The following is a 22,699-nucleotide window of genomic DNA, read 5'->3' on the forward strand; positions in this document are numbered from 1 at the left end:
ACTCCGCCTCTGTCCGTCTTTTCCCCGGGGCGCGCCCGCGCTTCCTCCCTCTTTCCGCCTTCTCTCCGCTTTCAAAAATCACGGCGCGCTGTCCTCCCGCTCCTCTGTGAGCTCCTGCCAGATCTCCTCCGTCTTTTTCTTTCCGCTTCTTCGATAGGAGTAGCCCTCCAGCATGGGATCAAAGCCGCAGATACTGTGATAAGGGCAGTAGTCGCAGGCACTCCGCTCAGGGGACTCCCGGATCGGATTCACGGAGATCTCTCCGCCCCGTATCTCCGCGGCGTCCCTCTCCATCCTCTTTTCCACAAAGTCCATAAGCGCGGAGAAGCGCCGTGTCGTAGCGATCGCTTTCTTCCGCTCCTCCACCTTTCCCTCCCGAAGCGTGACCGGTATCACCCTGGATTCCTTCTGAAATTCCCGGTCCAGGTGTGAAATCACCTCCCGGTCGGCATTCACAAGCCCGTCCACGCGGAGAGCCCGGAGCCTCCTGTCCTCTCCACCGTCCTCGTCCTCCCCCGGCACATAGTTCAGAATCGGATCGTCGATTCGATAGTAAAACATCGCGGCGGGAAGCACTTCCTTCCCGGGATAATCCCGCTGCAGCTCCTCCAGGACGACCTTGAGATAAGTCGCAAGCTGCAGCTGCAGTCCCTCGTAGATCCGATTTAAGTCAAAGACCGTCCGCCCCGATTTATAGTCGAGAACTTTCACATAGATGCTCTTCTCCGTCTCACAGAGGTCCACGCGGTCGATCCGCCCGCTCAGGCGAAAACCGGGCCTCGTAAGATGAAAATCCTTCTCCAGAAAAGCCGGGCGGAAATCCCCTCTCCGGAGCTGCTCGGAGAGCGCCCAGACCGTCATCCGGCAAATCTCGGAGATCCGCCGGAGAAGATAGCGATTTCTCGCGCTGTCCTGCATCATCCTCTCGTTGTACTGCTCCGAGGCCCTAAGAACACAGGCATCGGAAAGCGCGCAGGCCTCCTCCCGGGAGAGCTCCGGCAGGCTCTGTCCTCTCTCCGAAAGCTCCCGAAAGAGCTCCTCCATCGCGAGGTGATAGAGATTTCCGAGGTCGAGGGCCCGCACTTCATTGCTCTTCCTCTCCGAAAGCTGAAGCCCGTAGCGGAGAAAATGTGCGTAGGCGCAGCGATTATATTGCTCAAGCCTCGTGATGGATCCATACAGAATCTCCCCGTAGATCTCCTCCGCGATCTCCCGGTCCAGTCTGCCGCTCTGATAGCTCGTAAATGCCGCGTCCAGAAGCTTCGAGGCCCGATCCCGATAGGAGGAATCCCTGAGAAGAGCGGAAAAGCCCGAAAGCAGCCTCCCCTCCGAGGGAGCTTCCACGGCTTCCCTCCCCTCTGAAGCACTCTCTCCCTTATCCTCTCTCGCCTCCTTCCTCTCCCTCTCCTCCAGATAGAGAGGAAGAGTGCGGGAGAGAGAGCGAAGCAGCTCCTCCCGCGTATAGATCTCCTCCGGCTCATGTCGGAGAGAGCGAATCGAAAGGCCGGGAAAGATCCCTCTCAAAGCTTCGATGAGCGGCGAGGGCTTCCGGCTCTTCCCATTTCTCCCCCGGAGCGGATAGGAGAGCAGCAGCTTCTCCGAGGGATTCAGAAGCGCCCGGTAGATATAGAAGCGCTGCAGGAGTGCGTCCTCCGCCTGATCCGGGGCGAGCTCGATCGAAAGAGAGCGAAGAAGCGCTCTCTCCCGGTCCCCCAGTATCCCCGTCCCCTTCCCGGAGCCCGGGAGAGCCCCGGCGCTGACCCCCACCAAAAAGAAGCGCTTCGGAGAGGAGAAGCGGGAGCGGGTCAGATCCCCGATCACGACCTGATCCAGGGTGGCCGGGATGATGCGGATGGACGCCTCCGAGAGGCCGGCATCGAGAAGCTCCGAGAACTCCCTCCGGGAAATCCGCGTCTCCCCGAGGAGCTCCGAAAAGCGGAGAAGGAGCTCCTCCACCGCATCCATCCCGCGGAGAAGCTCCTCCGCCCGGTTCTGTTCCCCTATCTCTCTCAGCCTCTCCGCCTCCTTCGAGATATACTCCCTCGCTCTTAGCTCTGTGAGGAAGCCCCGGAGGGCGGAAATCCTCCGGGATGCCGAGGCTCCCCTCTCATTTCCCTCGGAAAGAAGCCGAAGCAAGGGCCCCGCGAGCTTTCTCCTGAGGCTGTCAAAATGCTCCCACTCCCTCTGATAGGCGGCCGCTCCGCGGATCCCGCGCTCGCGAAGCCAGTTCTCAAAGAGATCAATCTCGTTTTCCTCCTCCGGAGTCCTTCCCGGAAGTGCCCGGAGGCAGCGGATCACGCTGTCAAAGCTGAAAGCTCTTTCCAGCACCTCGATCTCGGCGCGCAGAAGCTTTGCGGGCGGGGAATCCAAAAGGCTTCCGGGATCATCCAGAAAATAAGGGATTCCCGCCGCAAGAAAGCTGCGATAGATGATGTCCCGGTATTGCTCCGGCTCGGAAATCAAAACGGCGATGTCCTGGTAGCGAAGTCCCTCCTCCCGCACCGCCCTCTCAATCTCGGATGCAAGTCTTTCGATCTCCATTCTCTGATCCGCCGCCTCCCAGATCTCGATCGACCCGTCTAAGGCGAAGTTCCTGCCCTCTGTGCCCGCGGCCGAGTAGCGGTAGAGCGAGCGCTCCAGATAATCCAGCGCCGGGGCATTTTGAAAACGCGGAAGAGGATGGGAGGGATTTCTGGCCTTCCCTGTCAGGGCGTCAAAGCGATTCAGATCAATCGGAGGAAGGATGGGACAGGAGCATTTTTCGGCTCTCAGTCTCAGCTTTTCCGCGGTCTGTCCCGTCAGAAAGAAAAGCTCCGATGCCCTGTGCTCCCCATAGAGAGCCCCTTTCGCCCCCCTCCCAAGGCAAAGAGAAAAGAGAAGGCTTCGGCAGCTTTTCATCATTTCCTCAATGATATCCAGCTGCACCGGCGTAAAGCCGGTAAAGCCATCGAAGAGAATCGTCGCCCCGTCCAGAAGCTTCGTCTCCGGAAGAAAAGAAAGGAGGCGGTCCAGAAGCTCCTCCTCCACCATATATCCCCGCTCCTCCATGTATTCCAAAAAGGCCCGGTACAAAAGAGAGAGCTCCCGAAGCTTCGCCCCCATATGGGAAGAACTGCATTTCTCCGCGGCGTCTTCCAAAAGCTCCGGCCGGATCCTGTACTGATAAAATTCCGAGATCTGCGATTTCAGCTCCGAGAGAAAGCCCGGTCTGCTCAGCTGATTTTTATAGAGCTTCAGCTTATCCTTGACCCGCTCCGAGGATTCCCGGAGAAGCATCACCTTTCCGGTATCGTCAATGATGCGGGGCAGAGGCCTGTCCAGAAGCTCAAAGACCCGGTAGGCGAGGCGGTGGAAGCTCATCACGTCGATATTCAGGATTCCCTTCCCCGGATTCTCCGGGTGCAGCGTGATCCTCCTCTGCATCGCAAGAGTATCCTGCTCCGGAACCAAAAGAATCCAGGAGCTCCGATAATCCTCCCGGGCTCCTCTTAAAGCTCTGCGGAGCAAAAATTCTGTCTTTCCGGACCCGCTCCCGCCCAGCACAAACTGTATTGACATTTTTCCGCCCCCCGTCTTTCGTCCCATCACTTTTCACAAGTCTAGCACAGCAAAGGGAGAATTGCGAGCTCACAAAGCTATACTGGTATTATATTATTTTCATATTTTGAGTATTTTAATAAATCCAGAATAGGGGTATTGTATAGGAAAAGCGCTAGACAGTACAGCAGCTCAGGAGGAATGACAGAAATGAAAACAGAAAAAAACGGCAGCTATCGACTCGCCTTATGTGCACTCTTTGCGGCACTCTCCTATGCGGTCTTCACCTTCCTTCAGATAAAGATCCCGGTCGGAGCGGACATGACCTCCATTCACCTGGGGAATGCCGTCGTCGTTCTCGCGGCCTTTGCGATCGGCGGCCCTCTGGGCGGCCTCGCCGGAGCGATCGGGATGAGCATCGGGGATCTGCTGGATCCTGTCTATTTCCCGCTGGTACCGAAGACGCTCTTCTGTAAGCTCATGATCGGCCTGATCAGCGGCTTCATCGCCCACAGAATCGGAAAAATCAGCTACAGCACAGACAGAGGCCACATCCTCTTTTGGACCTCCCTCGCCGCGGCGGCGGGACTTCTCTTCAATGTCTTTGCGGACCCGATCCTGGGCTATTACTACAAGATTCTGATTCTCGGGAAGGCGGCGGCAGAGCTCTCCCTGAAGATCAACTTCTTCGCCTCCGGCGTCAATGCGGCGGTATCCCTGCTCGTCTCCGTCGTCGTCTACATGGGACTTTATCCCGTCCTCCGAAAGGAATCCCTGGAGCTGCATCCGGCGGTCTAATTCCTTCCCAAATAAAGCGAAATCCCCGACCGGCAAGCCACCGGCCGGGGATTTCGCTTTTGCCCTCTAAGCTTCGCTCACAGCACTCCGAAAGGAAGGTCTCCTGCCGTCTGTCCGCTTAGCCATGCACAGATATCTCACTTTACACCGGTCAGGATGGCCGAGCCGGAAAGCGCCATCCAGCTCGCCTCCCTCTTTTCCATGAACATTCCCTGCGTGGTATCGATCAGCTCGGCTCTTTGATATCCCATATCCCTGAGCCTTTGGAGAAAGGCCTTCATATCCCCGTATTTCGATACGGAAAAGATGTCATGGATGGCAAAGCTTCCGCCCTTTTTCAAGGTCCGGAGTGTTTCCAGGAGGATCGCCTGCCGGTCATGGGACGGGATATTGTGATATACGTAATTGCTGGTAACCGCATCAAAGCTCTCATCCGGAAAATCCAGATGCAGCGCATCGCCCTTTCGAAAGCAGATATTACTGACGCCCTCTGCCTCGGCATTCCCTTCGCAGAGCGCTTTACTGAAGGAAGCATATTCCCTGCCCCAGCGGTCAATGCCGATGACCCGAGCCCCCGGATTTCGCTTCGCGACGGCGATGCCAAGAGCACCGCTCCCGCAGCCAATGTCCAGGCAGCTCCCGCCCTCCGGCAGCTTTACATATGAAGCCGTGCCCTCGATGATCTGCCGCGCCATCTGCCGCGTTCCGTTATAATCAAAGGCCCGGTACATCATCAGGCTCCATATTCCCAATCCGAAGAAAATAAGTCCGCCCATTATCAATAGAATCAAAAGCAGAGCCCGAAGCATCCCCGGCGGCACGAGGCAGCCCGCGGCGGCCGCGAGAATAAAGAGAAGGAGCGCTACTCCGAAAAAAGCAAGGATCATGCCCTTCGGCACCCAGTTTTTATAATTCGCCTTCATATGCTCCTTATCTCCCTTCCGCTCCCGGCAGAAGCCTTCCGGATGCAGACTAAGCTGCTCCGCATCTCCCCGCCCGGCGCATCCCAAAAGACGATGCCGGAAAGCCCTCCCAGAAGCATTACAAAAAGGCATTTCCCGGATAAGTTAGTTTGTACTAACCGAATTATAGCCCAATATTCCGGACTCGTAAACCCTTTTTATTCCTCCTTCTGATAAATCCCTCCTTTTGAGATATGAGAATGCCCTTTTCGATTCGATCCGCATAAGACAGCATAAGGCAAAAATTCAGCCCTATCGGATCCGAAATCCATGCTCATCCGGCTCTGTCGGAACGGTCCGAACGTCCATGCTCTCGATCCTCACATAGCTCCCCTGCTCAATCATGAGAATCACCCGGTCGATCTCCTCCTCCGTGCCCTGGATCTCCATGCTGACAGAGCCGTCCGACTCATTCCGCACCCAGCCGACAGCGCCGACGAGATCCGCGGCATGCCTGGCCCGCCAGCGGAAGCCGACGCCCTGCACCCAGCCATAGAATCTGATATGCTTTCGTATCATACGTGCATCCTCACTGCCGGTCCCTCCGGCCCAATATTTCTCATCGCAGTAATCCCGATCCGCCAGGAGACCGTGCTGTGCCTACAAGGATAAGGTTACGCGAGATAGGAAAGCCGAGCCCTATTTGCCGCGCTTTCCCGTCGCCAGCTTCAGACTCTTCAGATAAAGCTTCTGCTCATCCGTGATGCGATAGCTCTCCACAGCCTTCTGGATCGTCTTATTCTGTGTCCACGGATCCAACCCGCGCTCTTCTATCATCGGCAGGACGGCATCGTACTGCTTCGCCAGCGCCGTTGCAAAATACCAGGCCCTCATCATGTTAATATAATATTCCTCAGAGCGATGCTCCAGAACTATTTTCGGATAGGAAGGGTCAAAGTCCTCCTCCAGGAAATGCTGCATCAGCATCCCGATCGCAAAGCGGACGGTATAGCTATGCTCCGATCCCATCCAATCCATAATCTGAGGGAGGATCTCCCCGCGGTGCTTCTTAAAGACCTTCGGTGAAAGCTGGTCGCAGGTCGCCCAGTTATCCACGTAAGGGAGGAAGGCGTTCACCGCTTCGATACAGCGCCCGTAGTCCTTCATTTCCGAAAGAAGGAAGGCGTGAAGCTGATTCTCATCAAAATACCGATGCGGGAGCTTTTTCAGGAAGGCTTCGATTTCTCGTCTCTTTGACAGCTCCTTCGCGTATTTTCTCAAATCCGGTGTCCGGACCCCGATGATAGATTCCGGCGCCGCCGTGGGAATCAGCCTGCTCTGAAAGTCCCGGTACTTGCTGTCCCTCCGCTGAAAAAGCCCCTCCCTGATCTCATCCTCGATCCCCTTAAAATGATCTGTCATGTTCTCTCCGTTTCCATAGCGGCGCTGCCTCCCCCTGCATAGAGACGTCTTCCCTATCGGAAGAAAGCTATTCCAGCGCAATAAGCGCTGCGCCATAAGACCGCCGGCGATGTCTCCGCATTTTTTGAAACAGCATTTAAAGCAAGGAAAATCCGCACGCGGAAGCGGCGGCGCAATACGATTTTAAGCGCATTCTAACGGGTCAATGGCCGGAAGTCAACGATTCCGATACTTAACGATGCCAATGCTCTGAAAGCCTCGAATGTCCGCGGTCCTCCGGATATTTTTACTTTAAAGCACCGGATTCCATGGCGGAAATAAGCCGCAGCGGATCGGGGCTCCCCGGACAGCTTGGCGGATGACAAAAAATTCATTTTGCTATTGACCGCTATTACGAATTATGATATATTACGTATAACGATATATCAAAAAGCGTATCAGAAAGGAGAAGGCGTGGGCCGATCAGCCAACAGCGGTGCTCTCAGCGAATCCATCTTCTACATTCTGCTTCGTCTCCATCAGCCGGCACATGGCTATGCTTTAATGAAAGACATCGCGCAGATGACAAACGAGCGCGTCAGCCTCGGAGCCGGTTCCCTCTATGGGGCCCTGGACGCTTTGCAAAAAAAGGGATGGATCAGAGCGCTGGACGAGCATCCGCAGGACAGGAAGATAGAGTACATCATAACAGAAAAGGGAGAACAGTTTTTTGAAAAAGAGCTGCTTCGCCTGGAGGAATTACTGCGAAACGCAAAAAAAGTAAAGGAGGAAAGCAATGAAGACAAGCGTTAAGAAGGCCTTCCTGGATATTCAGAACGAGGAGAATTGGCTGAACGAACAGGGAGAAAAGGGCCTGATGCTCGTGGGATACCATAATGGCATCTATGAGTTTGAGGACGTCTCCCCGGCAAAGTATCAGTATAAAATCGATCTGCCCGCTTACACCGGAAGCAGGAAAAAGGACTACCTTGACTTTTTGGCGCAGAGTGGGATCTACTTTGTGGCGGAGTACGGAGGCAGGATGTATCTTAAGAAAAATGCGGCGGACGGTCCGCTGGACATGTACACCGGAAACGAGGAGATCAATCAGCAGGTAAAGCGGCGCTACACCTATCTTATCACTATCGGCGTCTCCCAGTTCCTGCTGGGGCTCTGTTTCTTGATTCAGGCACTGCAGTCCATGCAGCAAAGAGGCGTTCCGTTTTGGATCGTGCTTATCGTCGACATCGGCTTATTGATTTCCGGCCTCATCTTTTTCATCATGGGCATCCGAAAGTGCGTCAAATACTCCATCCCGAAGGAGGAGAGAAAGCTCTGGGAATAAGGGATAATTTCGAGTCTATAAGAAGCGGCCGGCAAGATTCACCGTTCGCTCCGCAAAAGCGCATACCAGTCTGCGTCACAGATTCCCTGATTATTTCTATCGGAGCTTCTCAGTTTGCCCTCATACTTCATCCCGCACTTTTTCATCACCATCCCGGAATGCGGATTGTTCGGATCATGCCGGCTCTCAATTCTGTTGGCCTCCACTTTGTCAAAGAAGAAATCCATAACAGCATTCAGCGCCTCTGACATGATGCCCTGATGCCACCACTTTCTTCCGATGCAATAACCGATATGTATCATTTCCACATCGTCATTCATTCCGACCGCGCTAATGCTCCCGATCGGCTCATCCCCATTGTCCTTCGGAACAATGGCCCACTGGTAATAATCCTTCCGCTCATAGGATTTCACCCAGTCCTCCAAAACCGCCTTGCTGACGTCCCGATCCGCATGGGGAGGCCAGGTCAGGAACTTTGTCACCTCAGGATCTGAAGCCCAGTTTTTATACATGGCCGCCGCGTCCGTGAGAGCAAATTTCCGCAGGACTAATCTCTCTGTTTTCAAGCGCAGCGTTCCGCAGTGTTTCAATGCCATAAACCCTCCAGGCCATGGATTAAAGCGCGTCTTTAGGGCAGTTCCTGACGCACTCCATACACAAAATGCACTCCGTCCCGTTTTTCCTTTTTCTGGAATTATCCGTAACATCCACATCCATCGGACATAGCTTTTCACATTTCCCGCAGGATATGCACTTTTCTTTATCGCAATTCACCCGAATCAGCGAAAAATAACTCATTGGCTTCAGGAATACGGTTATCGGGCAGATATATTTGCAGAATGCTCTATTGTCCTTAAGCATAATAGCCAGGGCAATGCCAAGAGCATAGTACGCGGCATTTCCGATAATAAATGCCCAAAACATGATGTATTCCATATTCCCGGCCTTTGCCAGAAAGAGTGCCGCCACAAACAGAAAAGATGCCATAAATGTAAGGTACCTGATCCAGGCGATCTTTTTTCTCGGCCGTGTTGGAATTTTGTAGGGCAGGAAATCCAGCACCATCGCCGTCCAACAGGCATATCCGCACCAGCCTCTTCCAAATAACAGCGGCCCGAATATCTTTGCAACAGCGTAATGGATTGTTGCCGCTTCAAATACGCCCGTAAATAAGTAATACCAAAAGCCTTCAATCTGCATATTCTCGCTGCAGATAAGCCCCAGATAGAGGAGCATATACAGTCCCACCAGCAGCTGGACAATCCGCCTTGCATATTTGTATTTTCTGAAAAACAGAAAAACGCCCAGTGAAATGGAAAGACCGATATAGCTGAAATTGAAAAGATAAAACAGATTGTCCTTTGTCAGCCATAGTGTCACTGCCACTGTCTCAAAAATCGCAAGCATTATGACAGGCAAAATATATTTTCTATTCTCCATATCGAATCCTCCGGAGCAAAAACGGCGATGGCGGAAGATGTCATAATCCCGCAGCTTGTGAAACAATATGGGTCTGGAGGAAAAAGGATCGCTGCAGGAAAAAGCAGATAAGAATCCATGAATTAAAAAAACTTCGGCGTCCCGCGTACACGAAGCAGCCCGGAATACCTTCCGCCAAGCGACATGCCGATCCTACCGGCTGTCTGCGGCAGAGTAATCCTGGCTGCCTTCGATCACCGCGGCGATGGACTTAAGCGGATCCGTTCCGCTTATCTTACTGTCTCTCACCGCGAAACGGCTCAATCTGTCCTCTCCGAAGCCGCTTTTTCCTTACCGAAACTTGACCGCCGTGCCGTAGGCCATCACTTCGGCTGCACTCTGCATGATAGAAGCAGACGCGTAGCGCACGCACACGACGGCATCGGCTCCCATGGCATCCGCTTCCTCAACCATGCGCTTCGTGGCCAGCGCCCTGGCGTTGTTCATCATCTCGTTATAATTCTTCAGTTCACCGCCGACCAGGGTCTTCAGACCGGCGCCGATGTCACGAAACGCATTCACCGTCTGGATGGTGCTTCCCTTGACCATGCCAAGCATTTCCAAGTCCTTGCCGCTGATGCCTTCAGTAGTTACTAAGATCATCTTCTTCACCGCTCCTTATCTCATTGATGCGTGATTTGAGTACATATATCATAGCAATCCCCAAAGCCAGAAGGGGGGCTGCAAACAGGATCATCGCCGGGATGAACTTTATGGCCGGCAGGAGAAAGACAAGGTAAAGCGTCAGATATAAGAGGATTGTAATCGTAATGATGATCGGTGCGATCATTTTCTTTTTCTGATCTTTCACATTCTGCCTCCTTCCGGATTCTTCCGTTCTGTGTTATGGAACGATCCTTTCTTCTCTTTCATGCCCGGCTGCATTCGTCCCGCGTCATCACCCTTCCAGCGGTCCTATCGCTCTCTGTCTCCGCACAGCGTTTCGAATCGGCTCTCGATGGATAGGATAATACGATCACGGATCCTGCAAAACCCGAGCAACCAGCAGCAGGCCCTGCTTCGCAGCGCTCTCGGCAGTTCCCGCCTTACCCTCCTTGATGTATACTATAACATGATTAACGACATCGTTAAATATTTAAGTTTCCGTTTTGGAGCGAGAAAAGTATCCCGGTTTTTATCGGCAATCAACAATGAGCCGTCATTTCGAGCAGGCTCTCACAGAATACTTCATACGATATTGCGGGAGCGTCTCCCTCCAAAAAGGAATCCAAAAAAGCAGCAAACCTTTTCAGGCTTACTGCTTTCCGTGCCGCTTTGCCGGACGGCGGTGATCCCGTTTTCATAAAGAGAGAACGGCGGCTCTTTTTACGGCCTCCGCCTGATTACGGACTATTCTCTCTTGGCGAGAGGAATCCAAAGCTCCATCTTATAATCGGGGCTGTACATGTCTCCGTCAAAATAGACCTCGAAGTCCGGCGTTCCCGCGTGGACATACCCCTGCTCCGGCAGAAATACCTCCATTGCATATTTCCAGCCTTCATGAATACAGCCAGGAACCGCTCCCTTTAATGACAGGATGGCATACTCTGCCGCTCGTATCTCCTTTACCTCAAGTCCCATTTCCCTTGCTTTTGCAATGTCACTGACATGGTAGCAGGCCATGTAGTTGATCTTATTTTCACTTTCCACGTCAAAGCATACTCCGTAGCTCTGACCATTCCCCAGGCGGGAAAGAATGTCGTGATCGTATTTTTTGTAAAGCTGATCCCAAACCGCGGGGCAGGACGAGGAATCAATATTGTTTAATTTGACCCCGGCCACCGCAAACTCGCCTTTCTTCTGGATCTTTACGTCCATGTGTTTTCCTCCTTTTACACTGAGCGTCAGCTGAATGGGAGAAACTACCCGGTATGCTTCTCCACTTCGTACCTCTGTAGGCGTAACGTGATGAAAACTCTTAAAAGCATTCGTGAAGGAATCCGATGATTCGTAGCCATACTTCACGGCAATATCAATGATCTTGGCACTTGTTTCATTGATCTCCACAGCGGCCTTCGTCAGCTTCCTGAGCCGGATATACTCCGACAGCGTCATGTTCGTCAGAATGGAAAACAGTCTGCTGAACATAGCATAGGAATAACAGGAAAGCATGGCCACCCGGCCTTCATCAATTTCGCCGTCCAATTCGCTTTCAATATAGCGTATGGTTTCATTGAATGCCTTGATCATCCTCATATGATTACCTCCTACGCCACAGATTCTAGCCGAGTTTTACGAGAACTGCCCGATATTTCCCGTACCAAGAAAAACGTAATGCTATGCAGTACTAGAGTATGGCAGGTACAGGCCTCTCTCTTCCCTTTATTATTAAAGTGACATCCAAAGCATCACTTTGATTTGGATGTCACTTCGAAATCGCGGCCGGTATCATGTAATGCTTCGGAGCTTTGAGAAAGCATTCCTTTCTTTCAAATGATGTCAATATGGCCCTATATGATGCTGCCCATGCCGCTGCTTTTCAATGGTAGAGTATTCACATATTTCGTCTTTTCATCTGCCGGTCGATCCACTGCATCAGCACATCGACTATGTAGCTTTGCTCCTTTTCCGTGAGCGCCCTTCCCTTTGGAATCCCATGCCACTTCTCAAGGCAGCCCCTGCAGCAGGTTCCGGTGGCATGCTGTCCCAGAAAGATGGGGTGACCCTGCGGTGCACCCCGCATCGGCGTCTGCCTGCCGTCATTCTTCGGCTCCGCGGCTGAAAGCCGCCGCCGTACGATGTCAGCCGCGTGGGAGCGGATTGCGGCAGCCCCTTTTTCCCGGATGTACTGGCAGTCGGCTTCCCTTAGCTGGAAGCGGCTTCGGAACCTTGACTGCGCCAGGCGGTCAAAAAGATCCCGTTTCAGCCACTCCTCATGAGAGAGGCGTTCCTGATCCGAGATCGGAGCCGCGGGGCTTTTTGGCGAAGCTTCGCCGTATTTCGCCTGGGATTCCGTCACTATCTGCGGGGAGGCGCTGTTTCTCACCGGATGAGCGCTGCTCCCTGCCGGCGCCGGCTGCGGTATCGGCATCGGTTTTTGCTGTATTCCCGATCGGGAAGCAGGCTTCTTTGCGTCCTTCGCCGGATGCGCCTTTACTGTGATATCCAACCTCTGCAGCCGCTCCTTCAGCATGGTGTTTCGTTTGCTGACCGTCACATTCCGAACGGCATACGCCAGGGCCTTCTTTGTCCCGACCAGGACCAGCACCTTCTTCGCGCGGGTGATGCCGGTATAGATAAGATTCCGCTGCAGCATAACGAAGTGGTTCATCAGAACGGGAATCACCACGATCGGGTACTCCGAGCCCTGGGATTTATGGATCGTTGTGGCATAAGCCAGCATCAGCTCATCCAACTCCGTCACATCATAGCTGACAGGCCTGTCGTCAAATATAACAGTAAGTTCCCGTTCCTCAAGATCTACCGACTGAATGACGCCGATATCCCCGTTGAAGACCTCCTTGTCATAATTATTTCGGATCTGCATAACCTTATCGCGGGCTTTGAAGAGATAGCCGCCGCGCTTCAGGCCCTGCTCCCCGGGATTTAAGACCTGCTGCAGCGCCTGATTTAAACTCGCCGCGCCGACTACGCCGCGCTGCATGGGTGTCAGTACCTGGATCTCCGCCGGCGGCGTATGATAATAGCGGGAGAGCCTGCTTGCAACGAGAGCGGTAATAATCTTGGCCGCTTCCTCCGCCAGGACTGCACTGTCCTCCGGATCGCGCCCCTTCTTCCGGGCCTCCTTCTCCATATCCATGAAAAAGAAATCACTCTCTCTTCCGTTGCTGATATCCGGCAACTTCCCGCTGTTAATTCGGTGGGCGTTCATGATGATCCGGCTCGTCTGCGCCTGCCTAAAGATCCGGCTGAGGCGCACAACGGGAAAGCTCCCGGAATCAATGATATCCCGAAGGACATTGCCGGCTCCAACGCTCGGGAGCTGGTCGATGTCTCCGACCAGGATCAGAGTCATAGTGTCCGGAATCGCCTTCAGAAGATTATACATGAGCATGACATCGATCATCGAGCATTCATCTACGATCAGGACATCGCCCTCCAGCGGGTTTTCCTCATTCTTCTGATACCCCTCCGGCGGTTTTACTTCCAAGAGCCTGTGAATGGTTTTTGCTTCCATCCGAGTGGCCTCCGAAAGGCGTTTCGCCGCACGCCCGGTCGGCGCTGCCAGCAGGATCTTCGCGCCTGCCATGCGAAAGGCCGTGATGATGCCGAGAGTGGTCGTTGTCTTTCCTGTGCCCGGCCCTCCGGTCAATACCAGGATCTTGCTTTGCACCGCAGCCAGGATCGCCTGCATCTGGATCTCGTCATACTGCATGCCTGTTTTTCTGCCGATACGCTCTGTAAGAGAGGAAGGATCCACATGGATGCCTCCTGCATTGGCATAAATGGCACAAAGCCGCTTCGCCGTGCCGATCTCGGAAAAGTAAAAGGGCGGGAGATAGATCGCTTTCTCCGGGATACTTCCGGGCTCTGCCTCATCCGAAAGCGGAATCGGCTCCGTGATCACATCCTGTGCATGGATCATCTCATCCAGCGTCATGGAGAGGACATTCTCCGCCACCGAGAGGAGCTCCGCACCGGTTTTCAGAAGCATCTCCCGGGTGGCATAGCAGTGTCCCTCCTCAGAGAGCTTGTTCAGGGTATAGAGGATGCCGCTCCTAAGACGAACATATTTCTCATGGTCAAAGCCCATCCTCTCGGCAATGGTATCCGCCGTCTTGAAGCCGATGCCCCAGATATCATCCGCCAGACGATAGGGATTTTCCTCTACGATCTTGATACTGTCGTTACCGTAAGTCTTATAGATCTTCGTGGCATGGGAGGTGGAGACATCGTGGCTTTGCAGGAAGAGCATGATGTTCTTGATCTCTTTTTGCTCCTGCCAGCTCCTTTTGATCCGTTCCACACGGATCCTTCCGATGCCGCTCACCTCCAGCAGCCGATCGGGGGCATCTTCGATGATGTTCAGAGTATCGGCGCCGAACTGCTTCACAATCCGTCCGGCAAACTTCGGTCCGACTCCCTTTACCAGGCCGCTGCCCAGATACTTTTCTATGCCGTAGACCGTCGCCGGAAGCCTCTCCTCGAAGCTCTCCATGGAAAACTGCCTGCCATACTTCGCGTCGATCCGCCAGCTGCCGCCGAGATAGAGGACACTTCCCACATGGACATCCGGCATGGAACCGACCACGGTCACCAGATCCTGATACGCCTTGGCCCGGCATTTGATGATAGAGTAGCCGTTTTCCGCATTCTGATACGTAATGCGTTCCACAACGCAGCGCAGATGCTCCATGACTCTGTCCTCCCCCTTTCGTATGGTCTTATTTTATTATTGTATCATAAAAGCTGACACATCTCTTATAAGAATACAAGTGGAGAGGAAAGTTAAAATAGCGCAGTCCATGAGAGAATACTCTTTACTTTATTCGTCTAAATGAATATAACAAAAACAAATGTTACAGTGAAAACGGAAATGGAATCGATATCATGCCCGGAAGCGGCTGAAAATGGAAACTATCAAAACGACAAGTACAGCTGCTTTGCAGATAGAATCGCATAAAAGACGCTTTCAAAATCGGCCGGATGCGGCTGATCCCGAAAAATGCGGAAAAGCCTGTTGAAGACAGAACAAAGCCAGGACGGAGGAGAGAGAATGAATCGGATTTTAGTGATTGACGATGATCGGGAGCTTTGCACGCTGATCCGCCGCACCGTTTCACAGGAGAATATCGCGGCCGACTGCTGCCATTCCGGGCGGGCCGGGCTTGAAAAGCTGAAAGAAAATGAGTATCAGCTTGTCATACTGGACGTGATGATGCCCGGTTTTGACGGATTTGAAACGCTGGCGCAGATCCGAAAAGAGAGCGGCGTCCCCGTTTTGATGTTCACGGCGAAAAATGACAGCAGCTCGAAGGTGCGCGGTCTTCGAAATGGAGCGGACGATTACCTGACAAAGCCCTTCGTCATGGAAGAATTGCTGGCACGTATTGTTTCTCTGATCCGTCGCTACACAAGGTTTAATCCAAACGGGAGCGATGCAAAAACGCTTTCCTATGACGGCCTTATGATCGATCTCGATGCCCGATCCGTCACGACAGAAAATGGGACCTTTGAGCTCCTCCCCAAGGAATTTGACGTGCTGCTGCATTGTGCGAAAAATCAGGGGCGGATTTTGACAAAGCGACAAATCTATGAGGAAGTATGGGGTGAAGCGTATGTTTATGGAGACAGCAACATCATGGCCGTTATCAGCCGCCTTCGAAAAAAGCTGGAGGCCGATCCCAAAAATCCGAAGTACATACAAACGGTAAAGGGTGTCGGCTACCGCTTCAATAAGGAGGTATGATCTTTTCATGGAAGTTTTAATCCTCCTTCTCCTGGGCGTCAGCACAATTGGCACGGTATCCGCCGCTCTCATTCTGCACAGGGAACGGAGGCAGATCAAAGAGCTTTCCGAAGCTCTGTCGGACGTGAGAAACGGGAACGGAAACCGCCGTGTCCTTGCCGATCCCAGTCAGCTCCTCGCCCCGCTTTTCTATGAGATCAATGATATTATCCGCTCCTATGAGGATCGGATTTCGGCCCTTCAGCAGGCAGAAGAAACGAATAAACAGCTTATGACGAGCCTTTCCCATGATCTGCGAACACCCCTTACGACGCTGATCGGGTATCTGGACGCGGTGCATAAAGGCGTTGTCAGCGGGGCGGAGCGGGAGGAATACATTGAGACATCCCGGCGGAAAGCCTATGAGCTGAAAGACTATATTGATGTCCTGTTCGACTGGTTTAAGCTCAATTCCGATGAATTTGCCATAGAGATACAACGAACTGAGGCGGCAGAGCTGACCCGGAATATTATGATTGATTGGATACCGCTCCTGGAGGATCGGGGGATGGAATACTCCATAGAGATACCGGAACAGGAGCTTATCGTCGATCTTGACCCGGAAAGCTATCTGCGGATCATCAACAATCTGCTGCAAAATGTCATTACGCACAGCCAGGCAGATACGGTAACTGTCCTCTTGGAAAAACAGGATGGCAACATGCGGCTTTCCATAACGGATAATGGTGTCGGGATCGGGAAGGAAGATCTGAAGCAGGTTTTTTCCCGCCTCTATAAGTGCGACAAGAGCCGGAGTGAAAAAGGCAGCGGGCTCGGCCTGTCGATTGCGTATCAGTTAGCGGAAAAGATGGGCGGAAAGCTCGCCGCCAAAAGCAGCCTCGGGAAAGGCGCGGCATTCCTCTTGACCTTGCCTCTTGCAGAATAAGAAAGACGTCCTGCTCAGCCGGCCGTATGGTCGGCTGATTTTAGAATTGCAAGCTTAATGCAAGCTTTACACAAGTTTAATGCAAGCTTGGCCTGCTACAATGAGAAAAACACGAAAACGGAGAGCTTCTTTATGAATGAATTTATTATCGAAACCAGGCATCTGACGAAACAGTACGGCACGCAAAAAAGCGTAGCTGATTTGAATATCCACGTGCGGAAAGGCCGGATTTACGGCCTTTTGGGGAGAAACGGTGCGGGAAAGACGACAACGATGAAGATGCTCCTCAGCCTGGCCGATCCCACTGAGGGAGAGGTTTTTCTGTGGGGAAGGCCGCTGCATGGGAACGAAAAAAAGCTGCTTCCCCGTATTGGCAGCATGATCGAGTCCCCCGGCTTTTATCCTAATCTGACCGGAACGGAGAATCTCCGCATCTTTGCAGCGCTTCGGGGTGTCCCCAATCCCCATGCTGTTCAGGACGCACTTGAGCTGGTCGGCCTGCCGTATAAGGACAAAAAGCTTTTTTCTCAGTATTCCCTCGGAATGAAACAGCGCCTTGCGATTGCGCTGGTCGTCATGCACGATCCGGAGCTTTTAATACTGGATGAGCCGATCAACGGACTGGACCCCATCGGGATCGCGGAAGTGCGGGCATTTCTACGGGAGCTCTGTGACAGAAAAGGAAAAACGATCCTCCTGTCCAGCCATATCCTTTCGGAAATCGCCTTGCTTTCGGATGATATCGGGATTATCGATAAAGGCGTATTGCTGGAGGAGGAGAGCTTTTCGGAATTGGAAAAGAAAAGTAAGCGCCATATTCATTTCATTGTGTCAAACACGGCGCAGGCGGCAAGGATCCTGGAAAGTAGATTCCATGAGACACACTTTACCGTTCAGGACGATCACAGCATCCGACTCTACAATCTTGATCTATCCGTGGGGAAGATCGTTTCCGCTTACGTCGCTGATGGACTGGAGGTATCCGAGGCCCATACCTGCGAAGAAACGCTGGAGGATTACTTCAAGCGGGTGACAGGAGGTGAAGGAATTGCTTAGATTGATATATTGTGAGTTTCAAAAACTAAAAAGAAGGAGATTTATTGCCATGAGCATGGGCGCGGCATTCCTTTTTCCAATCCCTATTTTATTTCTCGCCATTAGACAGGCACAGCCATTTTACATGCTTTTTAGAATGGTATTTATATTCGGAGAGATCTTGTTTTTACCCTGCGTGCTTGGTATCCTCTCATCGATGATTTTTTTGCCGGAAACGGAAAATAATGTTTTAAAAAATTTACTCACGATTCCGGTGAGCAAAGCGAAGATCTTTCTCTCAAAGTGTATTACCCTTATGATCTTATCCATCATTTATTGCTTGCTGGAGCTTAGTATAAGCATTGCCGCTTCGTGTTTTGTCGGAGGAGGACTGCAGCTCACATCGTTTCTATGCTTCAGTATATTGAGCGGTATTTTCATGTTTGCCGCTTCTTTACCGATTATAATATTTGTTGCGGCATTTGGCGAAAATTTCACGATATCGAATATTGTTTCTTTTATCTATAGTGTCGCCTGCTTTTCTTTGGTCTATCTTTGCCTGGGACAGGGGGGAGAAGCTCTTCTCAAAAGCAGGGCAGCGGTACTTCCGGTAGTCACTGTGTTTAAATGGTATTTGGGATATTTCCCATTGGAATCGCGATTGGAAAAATATATGCCGTATCTAATCTCAAACGCCGGCATCATGATCTACATGCTTTCTTTTTCACTTATTCTGCTTTCACTGGGGGCAGTCATTTACCAAAAAAAGGAGGTATAGGAAGCTATGTTAAGGCTTACAGTATGTGAATTAAGGAAGCTTAAGAAAAGCAATATTTTATGGATTATAATTGCAGGAGCCTTCTTTTCTGCGTTTGTGACCTTTGTGCAGTTCGTAATGGCACAAAATATTGATCCTCAGGCCGGTACCTTTGAAGACTTTTATTTGGCCGCTATATGGAATAACTTTTGTGTGGCCTTTCCCTTTGTAATCACCATTTTGGGAGGGATGATTTTTAATCAGGAATACCGCAGTGGGACATTGAAATCGATTCTCACGATTCCGATTTCGATCCAAAGACTGTATTTTGCCAAAATATTTGTCATAGGCATTTTAGTTCTCGCTTTATCGGCAATAAACCATGTGTTTTTAATTATAGGAGCCGTTCTACTGCAGCTCCAGGGAATCAGTGGCTTTCACCTTTTAAAATCCTTTTTGCAGATTTTTGGCATCGCTGTCTTTATTTTTATAGCCGTCCTGCCGCTTATTATCTGGGGATTCAGAAAAGTCAACGGATACTATCCTATGCTCATTGTCGCTTTTATGTACGGATTTTTTGGAAGCCTTCTTATCCCAAAGGGATTCGGCGATTTCTATCCCATCACTGCCGGTTTGAGAATTATGAAATATGCTGTTCTTCCGAAAGGGAGCAGCTCCATGGCATTTATAACCGTGGCAATTATGATATTTATTTCTATATCTATCATATGCTTCGTGCCTTATTCTTATGAGAAAGCAGCGCAAAGCAGTACGAAAGTCAATATCAAAAAACGGCATAGCTAATCTTGACATCGGCAGAGCAGAGCTTGGATACTGCATAATCCGAGTTTTACAGGCCCTGATACTAAGCAGCCCGGACAAGCTGTATCTTTTTTCATGGACGGCCGCTCTTGTCCTTCTTGCCATGGCGGCGCAGGGCGTATTCCGGCGCACAAGCGCAAGAAAGCTCAAAGCCAAATTCCCTGCGGATCGCTGCCTTCCACTGAAAAAAATGTCGAAACTGCTGCGCATCAGAGCAGTTTCTCTGCCCACTCCTTCTCCTTAAAACCGGTCAGGACAAAGTCATCGCCGACCACAAGCGGTCTTTTCACCAGCATTCCATTAGTCGCAAGCAGCGCCAGCTGCTCATCCTCGCTCATCTCCGGGAGTTTTTGGGACAGCTCCATCTCCCGGTAAGGGATTCCGCTGGCATTGAAGAAGCGCTTTAAGGGAAGGCCGCTCATGGAATAATACTTCCGAAGCGTCCCCTCGTCCGGATGGTCCGTCTTGATATCCATCGCTTCGTATGCGATCCCCTTATCATCCAGCCACTTCAAAGCTTTTTTGCAGGTGCTGCATCTATCGTAACAGTAAAGCTTCAGCATGTTGAATTCCTTTCTATTTCCCTCTCACCATTCCTGTGGAATGGTCCAGTGTCCGTCCGCTCCGACTTCCGCCGTGTATACCGCGCAGTTTCCGATATACTTGGACCAATAGCTTCCGCCCGATGTCGGCGTCAGATACTCCAGAGCGCCCTTCATGGCGATGGCATGCGTGGAAAGCAGGATATTCTGCAAAACCGCTTCCTCCCGGAGCTCCTCCAGGAAGGTAGCCAGGCGAGCGACAACCGCAGAGAGTGCTTCCATCCCCTCCGGTGCCGGCTTATGGACAAAGTCCTGAAAGAATGCCATGACCTCCGGTGCCGGCTGTGCCAGATCCATTCCTTCATACGGTCCATAGTCCATCTCGATCAGCCGCCCCTCGATCATCGGGGAAGCGCCTTCTGCGATGATTTCTGCCGTCTGCACTGCCCGGATCAGCGGACTGGTATAGATCTTATCAAACTGTATCCCCAAGGAACGGAAACGGTCCCGGACACCCTCTGCCTGCCGGATGCCGACTTCATTTAACGGCACATCGCTGCGGCCCTGCAGGACATTGGCCTTATTCTTTTCCGTCTGTCCGTGGCGGACGATATAGATCATAAGCTCTTCCCCGGTTCGCAGGCATCCTTCTCATATTGAGCCGCATTGCACCGATGAGTAATCGCTGCAAAAAATATAGATGCCGTAAGTATAGTCCCCTGCATTGAGAAATCCTAATTCAATATCTTTTCCATGTTAGAGTAAAACAGAGGCAAATCCAGATTTTTTTGTTTTCCAGCTTCATAGACACTCTTACATCCATACATAATGTCATTTACATCATTATGCAGCGTCATTATCCTACTTGTAAGTTCATTTCTTGTGAACATTTGTTTCATTATTATGCCTGCAATAGCAGCGGGTATCCTGTAAGGAAGAAGTTCATTTTTATATAATCTCAAATTTACTCCTCTGGCCTTTACCACTGTAACAGTCTCTCTGATCGTTTTCACTGCTATAGACAAAGCATGAGAATCGCTCATAAGATTAATCGCAAGTTGTTTCGGATTATCAATTTTTCCTGCTCTCGCAGCAGAAGAAGTGACAGCTGCATTTATTGCCATGTGAATCCATATCCACTCTAGCATGTCATGAGGAACTTCTGCTTTCAGGTCTGCGGACTCAATCAGTTCCATCAAAGAGCCGTAATTTGGAATAATTGATTTTTTCTCACCTTCAAGCATAATATGATCAAACAGGACAGAATTCAATCCCTGCTGTGTCATACATCCGCCAGCCGTGGGAAATCCTATAATGTATTTAAAATTTCCGACCATTTCTTCGATTTCTTCGCGATCATTCCAAAGATTGCAGAATAATATCAAGCTCCCTGTAATATTATTCTGAGAAAGTGCGGCTATCGCATCTTTTATCTTCCCACTTGCAACACTTAAAAGAATAAAGTCATAGCATGTACCCGGCTTCGCAAGATTTACCGTGTATGTATCTGCTTTTTCTTTTCCCTTTTTATCATAGCGCCCATCTAATATCGTTATGTTCAGCCTTGATGGAAGATTTTGTCTTTTATTTTCTCTAACTAAATGTTCCGTCTGATGTCCTGCTTTTTGGAATGCATATCCATAAGTTGTCCCTATGACACCTAAGCCTAAAATACATATTTTCATTTATATATCCCGGGGGTGCAGACATTTTTAAGCGCCCCACAACTCCTTTCTCTACTGTAGAGGGATGATCCCTCCAGGTAATGACTTGATCCGATTGGATCGACTGCCTGTTCAGGGTCGATACCTTCTTCCATACGCTCTCGTCCGACTTGGGAAAGCCAGAGTTTGAACGCTTCCGTTTCCACCGGTACTTTACGCTTTTTTCCTGCTGCGCCCGTCATTTCTTCAAAAAGCCGGATGTCGTCCATGCGCTTTACCCTCCATAGGGTATATATTTTAAATGATATTGTCAATCTCACTTGACGCATTTTCTGCACGGAACTTTTATGCAGCCTGTTCCGAAGAATCATAATGCTGTTGTCTCATGACCATCGAAGGAAGACCGCCATTTGCTGTGCAGATACGCCTGTTGTTCCAATATTTCCGGGGGGCATTCCGCTGCTTTAAGAAGCAGCAGAATCCCTGCCGAGAAACCTGGAGCACACTGCAGTAAAACGCGATCTTTCCCTTTCTGAGGCCGCCGTCCGTCTTTTGGTCAAGGAAGCTCATCCTCAGACCTTTTCATCCTCAGACCTTTGGAAACTTCCGACGACTCGCTGCGAAAAAGTGCTTGCCTCTGCGAGAAACTCGTTTTCTTCTTTCGGTCTGGCGTTTTCTTTCTCCAGGCTGCGGTTTTGCTGTCTGAGCTTCTGCGCCTCCTCTGTGAGGCTCATTGCGTTTTCCGGAGTGTGGGTACCCAGTCCGAGGATCCAGACCCCCCTCCTTGGTCGCCTTGCTCCATCCATAGAGCATATCCACATTGATTCCGAGCTCCTCGGCTGCCTTGCTGAAGCCGATCTCCCGACCGAGCTTTACGGCCTGGACTTTAGCTCTTTGTCGTAAACTTTTTTCTGTGCCATTTTGACCTCCATCTTCACCTGATTTCTTATTTAAATCCATGAATGAGAAGTGTCAAGATTTATGATACAACACCATAGATTGCTCGTACAAAGAACTGTCCCTTCAATCTTGTGATTGATATCCAGAGCAAGCTGCAGTCCAAGGGTACCGGGTATCAGCGCTGGGTAATATTGTCAATAATGGTTGACAGATTTTCCTCAA

General features: G+C 51.2%; 22 protein-coding genes. 8 read left to right on the forward strand and 14 right to left on the reverse strand.

All coding sequences use genetic code 11. From position 1 onward, the window contains the following. Nucleotides 1–78: 78 nt before the first annotated feature. Nucleotides 79–3,558, reverse strand: coding sequence for a PD-(D/E)XK nuclease family protein (locus HMPREF1986_RS11940; protein ID WP_036600596.1), 3,480 nt, complete (start codon nucleotides 3,556–3,558; stop codon nucleotides 79–81). Between the two features lie 189 nt (nucleotides 3,559–3,747). On the opposite strand from HMPREF1986_RS11940, the gene HMPREF1986_RS11945 reads away from it, so the two are divergent. Next, nucleotides 3,748–4,335 carry an ECF transporter S component gene (locus tag HMPREF1986_RS11945; protein WP_036600599.1) on the forward strand — a complete coding sequence of 196 codons (588 nt, stop codon included), beginning with the start codon at nucleotides 3,748–3,750 and terminating at the stop codon, nucleotides 4,333–4,335. Between the two features lie 137 nt (nucleotides 4,336–4,472). On the opposite strand, the gene HMPREF1986_RS11950 is transcribed toward HMPREF1986_RS11945, so the two are convergent. From HMPREF1986_RS11950 to HMPREF1986_RS11960, 3 genes are all read right to left on the reverse strand, one after another. Beyond that, entirely contained in the window at nucleotides 4,473–5,258 is a 786-nt protein-coding gene (locus tag HMPREF1986_RS11950; RefSeq protein ID WP_036600602.1) for a class I SAM-dependent methyltransferase, read from the reverse strand. Between the two features lie 291 nt (nucleotides 5,259–5,549). Beyond that, nucleotides 5,550–5,816 carry an acylphosphatase gene (locus HMPREF1986_RS11955; RefSeq protein WP_021775116.1) on the reverse strand — a complete coding sequence of 89 codons (267 nt, stop codon included), beginning with the start codon at nucleotides 5,814–5,816 and terminating at the stop codon, nucleotides 5,550–5,552. Nucleotides 5,817–5,936: 120 nt separating this feature from the next. Then, complete coding sequence (locus tag HMPREF1986_RS11960; protein WP_036600624.1) at nucleotides 5,937–6,659, reverse strand: DNA alkylation repair protein; 723 nt, start codon at nucleotides 6,657–6,659, stop codon at nucleotides 5,937–5,939. 351 nt (nucleotides 6,660–7,010) lie between these two features. Here HMPREF1986_RS11960 and HMPREF1986_RS11965 point away from each other — a divergent pair, with 351 nt between their 5' ends. Together HMPREF1986_RS11965 and HMPREF1986_RS11970 are read left to right on the forward strand one after the other, a co-directional pair. Next, entirely contained in the window at nucleotides 7,011–7,451 is a 441-nt protein-coding gene (locus tag HMPREF1986_RS11965; protein ID WP_021775119.1) for a PadR family transcriptional regulator, read from the forward strand. Further along, nucleotides 7,435–7,983, forward strand: a complete 549-nt coding sequence (locus tag HMPREF1986_RS11970; RefSeq protein ID WP_021775120.1) for a DUF2812 domain-containing protein — start codon at nucleotides 7,435–7,437, stop codon at nucleotides 7,981–7,983. Before HMPREF1986_RS11965 ends, HMPREF1986_RS11970 begins: the two co-directional genes overlap by 17 nt. Nucleotides 7,984–8,021: 38 nt before the next feature. Here the strand turns inward: HMPREF1986_RS11970 and HMPREF1986_RS11975 are convergent, their stop codons facing one another. The 6 genes from HMPREF1986_RS11975 to recD2 all read right to left on the reverse strand — a co-directional run bounded on the left by HMPREF1986_RS11975 (nucleotide 8,022) and on the right by recD2 (nucleotide 14,779). Further along, on the reverse strand, nucleotides 8,022–8,579 hold the full coding sequence (locus tag HMPREF1986_RS11975; RefSeq protein ID WP_021775121.1) for a GNAT family N-acetyltransferase: 558 nt from the start codon (nucleotides 8,577–8,579) through the stop codon (nucleotides 8,022–8,024). A gap of 19 nt (nucleotides 8,580–8,598) precedes the next feature. Continuing rightward, nucleotides 8,599–9,423 carry a 4Fe-4S binding protein gene (locus tag HMPREF1986_RS11980; protein ID WP_021775122.1) on the reverse strand — a complete coding sequence of 275 codons (825 nt, stop codon included), beginning with the start codon at nucleotides 9,421–9,423 and terminating at the stop codon, nucleotides 8,599–8,601. Between the two features lie 330 nt (nucleotides 9,424–9,753). Continuing rightward, complete coding sequence (locus HMPREF1986_RS11985) at nucleotides 9,754–10,065, reverse strand: YbjQ family protein (RefSeq protein WP_021775123.1); 312 nt, start codon at nucleotides 10,063–10,065, stop codon at nucleotides 9,754–9,756. Then, complete coding sequence (locus HMPREF1986_RS11990) at nucleotides 10,046–10,273, reverse strand: hypothetical protein (protein ID WP_021775124.1); 228 nt, start codon at nucleotides 10,271–10,273, stop codon at nucleotides 10,046–10,048. The genes HMPREF1986_RS11985 and HMPREF1986_RS11990 overlap by 20 nt, the downstream gene beginning before the upstream one ends. A gap of 539 nt (nucleotides 10,274–10,812) precedes the next feature. After that, nucleotides 10,813–11,658 carry an AraC family transcriptional regulator gene (locus HMPREF1986_RS11995; protein ID WP_021775126.1) on the reverse strand — a complete coding sequence of 282 codons (846 nt, stop codon included), beginning with the start codon at nucleotides 11,656–11,658 and terminating at the stop codon, nucleotides 10,813–10,815. Nucleotides 11,659–11,956: 298 nt separating this feature from the next. Next, a complete protein-coding gene (gene recD2 / locus HMPREF1986_RS12000) occupies nucleotides 11,957–14,779 on the reverse strand; it encodes an SF1B family DNA helicase RecD2 (protein WP_021775127.1) in 2,823 nt (940 codons plus the stop codon). A gap of 360 nt (nucleotides 14,780–15,139) precedes the next feature. Here recD2 and HMPREF1986_RS12005 point away from each other — a divergent pair, with 360 nt between their 5' ends. The 5 genes from HMPREF1986_RS12005 to HMPREF1986_RS12025 all read left to right on the forward strand — a co-directional run bounded on the left by HMPREF1986_RS12005 (nucleotide 15,140) and on the right by HMPREF1986_RS12025 (nucleotide 19,353). After that, nucleotides 15,140–15,832, forward strand: a complete 693-nt coding sequence (locus tag HMPREF1986_RS12005) for a response regulator transcription factor (RefSeq protein ID WP_036600605.1) — start codon at nucleotides 15,140–15,142, stop codon at nucleotides 15,830–15,832. Nucleotides 15,833–15,839: 7 nt separating this feature from the next. Beyond that, nucleotides 15,840–16,757 (forward strand): sensor histidine kinase, encoded by a 918-nt coding sequence (locus HMPREF1986_RS12010; protein WP_021775130.1) that lies wholly within the window; start codon nucleotides 15,840–15,842, stop codon nucleotides 16,755–16,757. 132 nt (nucleotides 16,758–16,889) lie between these two features. After that, a complete protein-coding gene (locus HMPREF1986_RS12015) occupies nucleotides 16,890–17,813 on the forward strand; it encodes an ABC transporter ATP-binding protein (RefSeq protein ID WP_036600607.1) in 924 nt (307 codons plus the stop codon). Beyond that, nucleotides 17,797–18,570: an ABC transporter permease gene (locus tag HMPREF1986_RS12020; protein WP_196806137.1), complete on the forward strand. Its 774-nt coding sequence runs from the start codon at nucleotides 17,797–17,799 to the stop codon at nucleotides 18,568–18,570. Before HMPREF1986_RS12015 ends, HMPREF1986_RS12020 begins: the two co-directional genes overlap by 17 nt. Nucleotides 18,571–18,576: 6 nt before the next feature. After that, nucleotides 18,577–19,353 carry an ABC transporter permease gene (locus HMPREF1986_RS12025; protein WP_021775133.1) on the forward strand — a complete coding sequence of 259 codons (777 nt, stop codon included), beginning with the start codon at nucleotides 18,577–18,579 and terminating at the stop codon, nucleotides 19,351–19,353. Between the two features lie 227 nt (nucleotides 19,354–19,580). Here the strand turns inward: HMPREF1986_RS12025 and HMPREF1986_RS12030 are convergent, their stop codons facing one another. The 4 genes from HMPREF1986_RS12030 to HMPREF1986_RS12045 all read right to left on the reverse strand — a co-directional run bounded on the left by HMPREF1986_RS12030 (nucleotide 19,581) and on the right by HMPREF1986_RS12045 (nucleotide 21,846). Continuing rightward, the gene (locus HMPREF1986_RS12030; protein WP_021775134.1) at nucleotides 19,581–19,934 is read right to left on the reverse strand and encodes an arsenate reductase family protein; all 354 of its coding nucleotides are present in this window, start codon (nucleotides 19,932–19,934) and stop codon (nucleotides 19,581–19,583) included. Between the two features lie 24 nt (nucleotides 19,935–19,958). Continuing rightward, nucleotides 19,959–20,534 (reverse strand): histidine phosphatase family protein, encoded by a 576-nt coding sequence (locus tag HMPREF1986_RS12035; RefSeq protein ID WP_021775135.1) that lies wholly within the window; start codon nucleotides 20,532–20,534, stop codon nucleotides 19,959–19,961. Nucleotides 20,535–20,647: 113 nt separating this feature from the next. After that, nucleotides 20,648–21,598: a ketopantoate reductase family protein gene (locus tag HMPREF1986_RS12040; RefSeq protein ID WP_021775136.1), complete on the reverse strand. Its 951-nt coding sequence runs from the start codon at nucleotides 21,596–21,598 to the stop codon at nucleotides 20,648–20,650. After that, on the reverse strand, nucleotides 21,595–21,846 hold the full coding sequence (locus HMPREF1986_RS12045; RefSeq protein WP_036600610.1) for a hypothetical protein: 252 nt from the start codon (nucleotides 21,844–21,846) through the stop codon (nucleotides 21,595–21,597). The genes HMPREF1986_RS12040 and HMPREF1986_RS12045 overlap by 4 nt, the downstream gene beginning before the upstream one ends. Nucleotides 21,847–22,699 lie beyond the last annotated feature (853 nt).

Source organism: Oribacterium sp. oral taxon 078 str. F0263, from assembly GCF_000469565.1.
In the GTDB taxonomy this organism is placed as follows: domain Bacteria; phylum Bacillota; class Clostridia; order Lachnospirales; family Lachnospiraceae; genus Oribacterium.

Coding starts and splice junctions, on each gene's coding strand:
- HMPREF1986_RS11940 (WP_036600596.1), bottom strand. CDS start 3,558: ATGTCAATACAGTTTGTGCTGGGCGGGAGCGGGTCCGGAAAGACAGAA.
- HMPREF1986_RS11945 (WP_036600599.1), top strand. CDS start 3,748: ATGAAAACAGAAAAAAACGGCAGCTATCGACTCGCCTTATGTGCACTC.
- HMPREF1986_RS11950 (WP_036600602.1), bottom strand. CDS start 5,258: ATGAAGGCGAATTATAAAAACTGGGTGCCGAAGGGCATGATCCTTGCT.
- HMPREF1986_RS11955 (WP_021775116.1), bottom strand. CDS start 5,816: ATGATACGAAAGCATATCAGATTCTATGGCTGGGTGCAGGGCGTCGGC.
- HMPREF1986_RS11960 (WP_036600624.1), bottom strand. CDS start 6,659: ATGACAGATCATTTTAAGGGGATCGAGGATGAGATCAGGGAGGGGCTT.
- HMPREF1986_RS11970 (WP_021775120.1), top strand. CDS start 7,435: ATGAAGACAAGCGTTAAGAAGGCCTTCCTGGATATTCAGAACGAGGAG.
- HMPREF1986_RS11975 (WP_021775121.1), bottom strand. CDS start 8,579: ATGGCATTGAAACACTGCGGAACGCTGCGCTTGAAAACAGAGAGATTA.
- HMPREF1986_RS11980 (WP_021775122.1), bottom strand. CDS start 9,423: ATGGAGAATAGAAAATATATTTTGCCTGTCATAATGCTTGCGATTTTT.
- HMPREF1986_RS11985 (WP_021775123.1), bottom strand. CDS start 10,065: ATGATCTTAGTAACTACTGAAGGCATCAGCGGCAAGGACTTGGAAATG.
- HMPREF1986_RS11995 (WP_021775126.1), bottom strand. CDS start 11,658: ATGAGGATGATCAAGGCATTCAATGAAACCATACGCTATATTGAAAGC.
- recD2 (WP_021775127.1), bottom strand. CDS start 14,779: ATGGAGCATCTGCGCTGCGTTGTGGAACGCATTACGTATCAGAATGCG.
- HMPREF1986_RS12005 (WP_036600605.1), top strand. CDS start 15,140: ATGAATCGGATTTTAGTGATTGACGATGATCGGGAGCTTTGCACGCTG.
- HMPREF1986_RS12010 (WP_021775130.1), top strand. CDS start 15,840: ATGGAAGTTTTAATCCTCCTTCTCCTGGGCGTCAGCACAATTGGCACG.
- HMPREF1986_RS12015 (WP_036600607.1), top strand. CDS start 16,890: ATGAATGAATTTATTATCGAAACCAGGCATCTGACGAAACAGTACGGC.
- HMPREF1986_RS12025 (WP_021775133.1), top strand. CDS start 18,577: ATGTTAAGGCTTACAGTATGTGAATTAAGGAAGCTTAAGAAAAGCAAT.
- HMPREF1986_RS12030 (WP_021775134.1), bottom strand. CDS start 19,934: ATGCTGAAGCTTTACTGTTACGATAGATGCAGCACCTGCAAAAAAGCT.
- HMPREF1986_RS12035 (WP_021775135.1), bottom strand. CDS start 20,534: ATGATCTATATCGTCCGCCACGGACAGACGGAAAAGAATAAGGCCAAT.
- HMPREF1986_RS12040 (WP_021775136.1), bottom strand. CDS start 21,598: ATGAAAATATGTATTTTAGGCTTAGGTGTCATAGGGACAACTTATGGA.
- HMPREF1986_RS12045 (WP_036600610.1), bottom strand. CDS start 21,846: ATGGACGACATCCGGCTTTTTGAAGAAATGACGGGCGCAGCAGGAAAA.